Origin of the sequence: Streptococcus sp. 17.1 (assembly GCF_016648655.1) — a bacterium.
In the GTDB taxonomy this organism is placed as follows: domain Bacteria; phylum Bacillota; class Bacilli; order Lactobacillales; family Streptococcaceae; genus Streptococcus; species Streptococcus salivarius_E.
Genome location: NZ_JACLQM010000036.1, coordinates 1 through 6547 on the forward strand (window position 1 = coordinate 1; position 6547 = coordinate 6547).

Here is a 6547-nt window from a genome sequence, read left to right on the forward strand (position 1 = left end):
AAATTCGATATCACAGTTGAAGGTGGCGTGATTACTGCAACCCTTAAAGCTGGCTTCACTAAGTCACTTGGCGATGCGGACAACACTCAAGTGATCGACACAACTAAATTCGCCTTCGGACGTTACTACAAGTTCGACATTCCAACAACAGTGAAAGCTGATGTACCTGGCGGAGTAGATATCGAAAATACTGCGGCTCAAGTAGTCAACTACTACAACCCAACAACTAAGAAAGTTGAAACTCCAAACAAACCTACTCAAAAACGTGTAAACAGCGTACCAGTACAAGTAGAATTCAACTTCACTAAACGCTTGGAAGGCCGTGAGCTTAAAGCTAACGAATTCAGCTTCGTACTTAAGAATTCAGCTGGTGAAGTAGTTGAAACTGTAAGCAACGATGCATCTGGAAACGTTAAGTTCTCAGCTATCGAATTCAAGAAAGAACAAGCTGGTGTTCACAACTACACAGTTGAAGAAGTAGCTGGAACAGACGCAACCGTTACATACGATACTATGAAAGCGAATGTAACAGTAACTGTTTCTCACGATGGAACAGCTAAAGTTCTTGTGGCAACTGTTGGCGATATCGCTGATAAAGAGTTCAACAATACTGTTCGTCCTCCAGAAGAACCTAAGTTCCAACCAGAGAAATACGTTGTTTCTGAAGAGAAATTCGATATCACTGGTGACAAACTCGTTGATGATGACAAAGAATTGGCAGACAAGTACGCAGATACAAATGCGAACCCATATGCGGATAATGCATCAAACAACGAAGAACAAAACTTGAATACGAAGACTGTTAAACGTGGCGATAAGTTGGTTTACCAAGTATGGTTGGATACAACTAAATTTGACGCAGCTAACAAAGACAACATCCAATCAGTAGGAATCTCAGATGACTACGATGAAACTAAGTTGGATCTTGATTCTACTAAGATCAAAGCTTACGATTCAGTAACAGGTGACGATGTCACAGATAAATTCGATATCGCTGTGAACAATGGTGTGATTACTGCAACCCTTAAAGCTGGCTTCACTAAGTCACTTGGCGATGCGGACAACACTCAAGTGATCGATACAACTAAATTCGCCTTCGGACGTTACTACAAGTTCGACATTCCAACAACAGTGAAAGCTGATGTGGCGGCTGGTGTAGATATCGAAAATACTGCAGCTCAAGTAGTGAACTACTACAACCCAACAACTAAGAAGGTTGAAACTCCAAACAAACCTACTCAAAAACGTGTAAACAGCGTACCAGTACAAGTAGAGTTCAACTTCACTAAACGCTTGGAAGGCCGTGAGCTTAAAGCTAACGAATTCAGTTTCGTACTTAAGAATTCAGCTGGTGAAGTAGTTGAAACTGTAACGAACGATGCGGCAGGAAACGTTAAGTTCTCAGCTATCGAATTCAAGAAAGAACAAGCTGGTGTTCACAACTACACAGTTGAAGAAGTAGCTGGAACAGACGCAACCGTTACATACGATACTATGAAAGCGAATGTAACAGTAACTGTTTCTCACGATGGAACAGCTAAAGTTCTTGTGGCAACTGTTGGCGATATCGCTGATAAAGAGTTCAACAATACTGTTCGTCCTCCAGAAGAACCTAAGTTCCAACCAGAGAAATACGTTCTTAGCAAAGATAAAGGTGAATTCGATATCACTGGTACCAAACTTCTTGATGATGATTCTGAGTTGACTGATAAATATGGAGAAACAAATACTGATCCATATGTCGATAAAACTGACAACAACGAAAAAATTGATACAGGTAAAGTTGACAAAGATGAAAAACCAATATTCGACTTTATAAACATCAATACTCAACCAGTAAAACGTGGTGACACTATCAACTACCAAGTATGGCTTGATACAACTCAATTTGATGCAAACAACAAGGATAACATTCAATCTGTTGGTATCACTGATACTTACGATAAAGCTAAATTGGAAGTAAGTGAATCAGCAATCAAGGCTTACGATGGTAAGAGTGGTGACGACGTTACAGACAAATTCCATATCACAGTTAATAACGGAGTGATTGCTGCAACTCTTAAAGCTGGCTTCACTAAGTCACTTGGCGATGCAGAAAACACTCAAGTTATCGATACTACTAAGTTCGAATTTGGACGCTACTACAAGTTTGTCATTCCAGCTAAGGTTGCTGACGGTGCTTATGATGGTGCTGAAATTGAAAATACAGCAGCTCAAGTAGTTAACTATTACAACCCAACTACTAAGAAAGAAAAACCAGTAGAAAAACCAACTGAAAAACGTGTTAACAACGTTCCAACTGCTATCGAGTTGATCTTTGGTAAGACACTTAACGGACGTCAGTTGAAAGATCAAGAATTTACTTTCGAATTGAAAGATGAAGAAGGTAATGTTCTTGAAACAGTTAAGAATGATGCCGAAGGTAAAGTTAAATTCTCTACTATCAACTACGTTAAAGCAGATCTTGGTAAGACATTCAACTACACAGTAGAAGAAGTTAAAGGAACTGACACAACAGTTACTTACGATAACATGAAAGTCAATGTTACTGTTCAAGTTATCCAACCTGCACCAGGTGCTCAATTAACAACTGTCGTTTCTTACGCTACAGTAGGTGGAGATGCTTATGGCGCTGACGATCGTGTCTTCGATAACGAGGTAATTCCTAACTTCAAACCAGAGAAATACGTTGTTTCAGAACCAAGATTCGATATCATTGGTAACAAACTTGCCGATGATGATAAAGAGTTGGAAGACAAGTACGCAGATACCAATGCGAAACCATATGCGGACGTTGCGTCAAACAACGAAAAAGAAAACTTGAATACTAAGTCAGTTGAACGTGGTCAAAAGATTTACTATCAAGTATGGCTTGATACTCGAGAATTTACAGCAGAAAACAATCTTCAAACAGTTGGTATCAAAGATAACTACGAAAAAGATAAGCTTGATATCAACGCTGATGATATCAAGGTTTACGATGGTATCACTGGTGAAGATGTAACAGCTAAATTCGACATCAACGTTGAAAACGGTGTAATCAGTGCTTCATCTAAAGCAAGCTTGACTAAACCTATCAGCGCTACAGACGCAAGTCCAGTTATTGATACAACTAAATTTGAGTTTGGTCGTTACTATAAATTTGATATCCCAGCAACTGTTAAACAAACAGTTAAAGCTGGTGTAGATATTGAAAATACCGCTAACCAAACAATTCACCAATACAATCCATTCAATAAGAAAGTTAAAGATTCTGAAAAACCTACTCAAAAACGTGTCAACAGCGTACCAGTACAAGTAGAATTCAACTTCACTAAACGTTTGGAAGGTCGTGAGTTGAAAGCTAACGAATTCAGCTTCGTGCTTAAAGATTCAACAGGTAAAGTTGTTGAAACTGTAAGCAACGATGCAGATGGAAACGTTAAGTTCTCAGCTATCGAATTCAAGAAAGAACAAGCAGGCGTTCACAACTACACTGTAGAAGAAGTAGCTGGAACAGACGCAACCGTTACATACGATACTATGAAAGCGAATGTAACAGTAACTGTTTCTCACGATGGAACAGCTAAAGTTCTTGTGGCAACTGTTGGCGATATCGCTGATAAAGAGTTCAACAACGTAGTAACACCTCCAACTGAGCCTAAGTTCCAACCAGAGAAATATGTATTGAATACAGAGAAATATTCAATCACAGATAACAAACTTCTTGATGATGATTCAGAGTTAACAAACAAATACACTGAAACAGAAGCTAATCCTTACGTTGATAAAACTGATAACAACGAGGCAGAAAACATCAATACGAAGTCAGTTAAACGTGGTGATAAACTTGTTTACCAAGTGTGGTTGGATACAACTAAATTTGACGCAGCTAACAAGGACAACATCCAATCAGTAGGCATCTCAGATGACTACGATGAAGCGAAGTTGGATCTTGATTCTACTAAGATCAAAGCCTACGATTCAGTAACAGGTGACGATGTAACAGATAAATTCGATATCACAGTTAATAACGGTGTGATTACTGCAACTCTTAAAGCTGGCTTCACTAAGTCACTTGGCGATGCGGATAACACTCAAGTTATTGACACAACTAAGTTCGCATTTGGACGTTACTACAAGTTCGACATCCCAACGACAGTGAAAGCTGATGTGGCAGCTGGTGTAGATATCGAAAATACTGCGGCTCAAGTAGTCAACTACTACAACCCAACAACTAAGAAGGTTGAAACTCCAAACAAACCTACTCAAAAACGTGTCAACAGCGTACCAGTACAAGTAGAGTTCAACTTCACTAAACGCTTGGAAGGTCGTGAGCTTAAAGCTAACGAATTCAACTTCGTTCTTAAAGATTCAACAGGTAAAGTCCTTGAAACTGTAAGCAACGATGCGGATGGTAACGTTAAGTTCAAAGCTCTTGAATTCAAGAAGGGTGAAGAAGGTGTTCACAACTTTACAGTTGAAGAGGTTAAAGGAACTGACGGAACTGTAACATACGATACTATGAAAGCAAATGTCACAGTAACAGTATCACACGACGGAACAGCTAAAGTTCTTGTGGCTACTGTAGGCGACATCGCAGACAAAGAGTTCAACAATACAGTAACACCACCAGAAACTCCAGAATTCAACCCAGAGAAATACGTTCTAAACGAAAAAGAATTTGACCTAACAGGAACTTCATTATTAGATGATGATAAAGAATTAGCAGACAAGTATGCAGATACAAATGCAAACCCATATGCTGATAAAGCTGATAACAATGAAGCTCAAAACATTAACACTAAATCAGTTAAACCAGGTCAAAAACTAGTTTACCAAGTATGGTTAGATACAACTAAATTTGATGCAAACAACAAAGACAACATCCAATCTGTAGGAATCTCAGATGACTATGATGAGGCTAAAGTTGATGTTGATGCTTCAGCAATCAAAGCTTACGATGGTAAAACTGGTGCTGATGTAACATCTAAATTTGATATCACAGTAGCTAACGGAGTAATCACAGCAACCCTTAAAGATGGCTTCACTAAGTCACTTGGCGATGCAGAAAATACTCAAATCATCGACACAACTAAATTCGAATTCGGACGTTACTACAAGTTTGATATTCCAGCAACTGTTAAAGCGGACGTTAAAGGTGGAGTAGACATCGAAAATACTGCGGCTCAAGTAGTGAACTACTACAACCCAGTAAGCAAGACTGTTGAAAAACCAAGCAAACCAACTGAAAAACGTGTTAACAGCGTACCAGTACAAGTAGAGTTCAACTTCACTAAACGTCTGGAAGGACGTGAATTGAAAGCTAACGAATTCAGCTTCGTATTGAAAGATTCAGAAGGTAAAGTCCTTGAAACTGTAATGAACGATGCCTCTGGTAACGTTAAGTTCTCTAAACTTGAATTCAAGAAAGAACAAGCGGGCGTTCACAAATTCACAGTTGAAGAAGTGAAGGGTACTGATGGAACTGTCGCTTACGATGCGATGAAAGCAGTAGTAACTGTAGAAGTTAAACATGACGGAACAGCGAAAGCTCTTATCACTAACGTAACAGATCCAGCAGACAATGAGTTCAACAACCGTGTAACTCCTCCAGAAACTCCAGACTTCAATCCAGAGAAATACATCTTGAACGAATCTAAATTCGATATTACAGGTGACAAACTTCTCAACGATGATAAAGAGTTGAAGGATAAGATTGCGGAAACAAATGCAAATCCTTACGTTGATAAGACTGATAACAACGAAGCTCAAAATATCAATACTAAGACACTCAAGAAAGGTGATAAAGTATACTACCAAGTATGGTTGGATACAACTAAATTCACTGAAGCACACAATATTCAATCTGTTGGTATTACAGATAAATATGACAGTGCAAACTTGACTGTCAACGGAGCTGGTATTAAGGCATACGACTCTGTAACAGGAGAAGATGTGACAGCTAAGTTTGATATCAAGGTTGAAAACGGTGTGATTACTGCAACATCTAAAGCTGACCTTACTAAGTCACTTGGAGATGCAGAAAATACACAAGTCATCGACACAACTAAGTTCGCCTTCGGACGTTACTACAAGTTTGAAATCCCAGCAGAAATTAAACAATCTGCTAAGGACGGTGTTGACATTGAAAATACAGCCTCACAAATCGTTCACCAATACGACCCAACTAAGAAATCTGTTGAAAAACCAGAAAAACCAACAGAAAAACGTGTAATCAATATCCCAACTAAAGTTGAGTTTGAATTCACTAAGAAACTTGAAGGCCGTCAACTTAAGGCTGGTGAGTTTAGCTTTGTACTTAAAGATAGCAAGGGTAATGTGATTGAAACTGTAAGCAATGATGCTAAAGGTAAGATCAAGTTCTCTGCACTTGAGTACAAACGTGGTGAAGAAGGTACTCACATTTATACTGTTGAAGAAGTACAAGGTAACGATACAACTGTTACTTACGATAAGATGGTAGCTAGAGTCGTTGTTTCAGTAACTAAAGACGGTAAAGTCTTGACAGTAACTTCTCAATTGCCAGAAGATACTGAGTTCAACA

Annotated in this window: 1 protein-coding gene; it reads left to right on the plus strand. The window is 38.8% G+C overall.

Features of this window, described 5'->3' with window-relative positions; all coding sequences use genetic code 11:
- The coding region (locus H7T99_RS10395) for an SspB-related isopeptide-forming adhesin (protein WP_311628327.1) at window positions 1–6547 on the plus strand (6547 nt) is incomplete at both ends.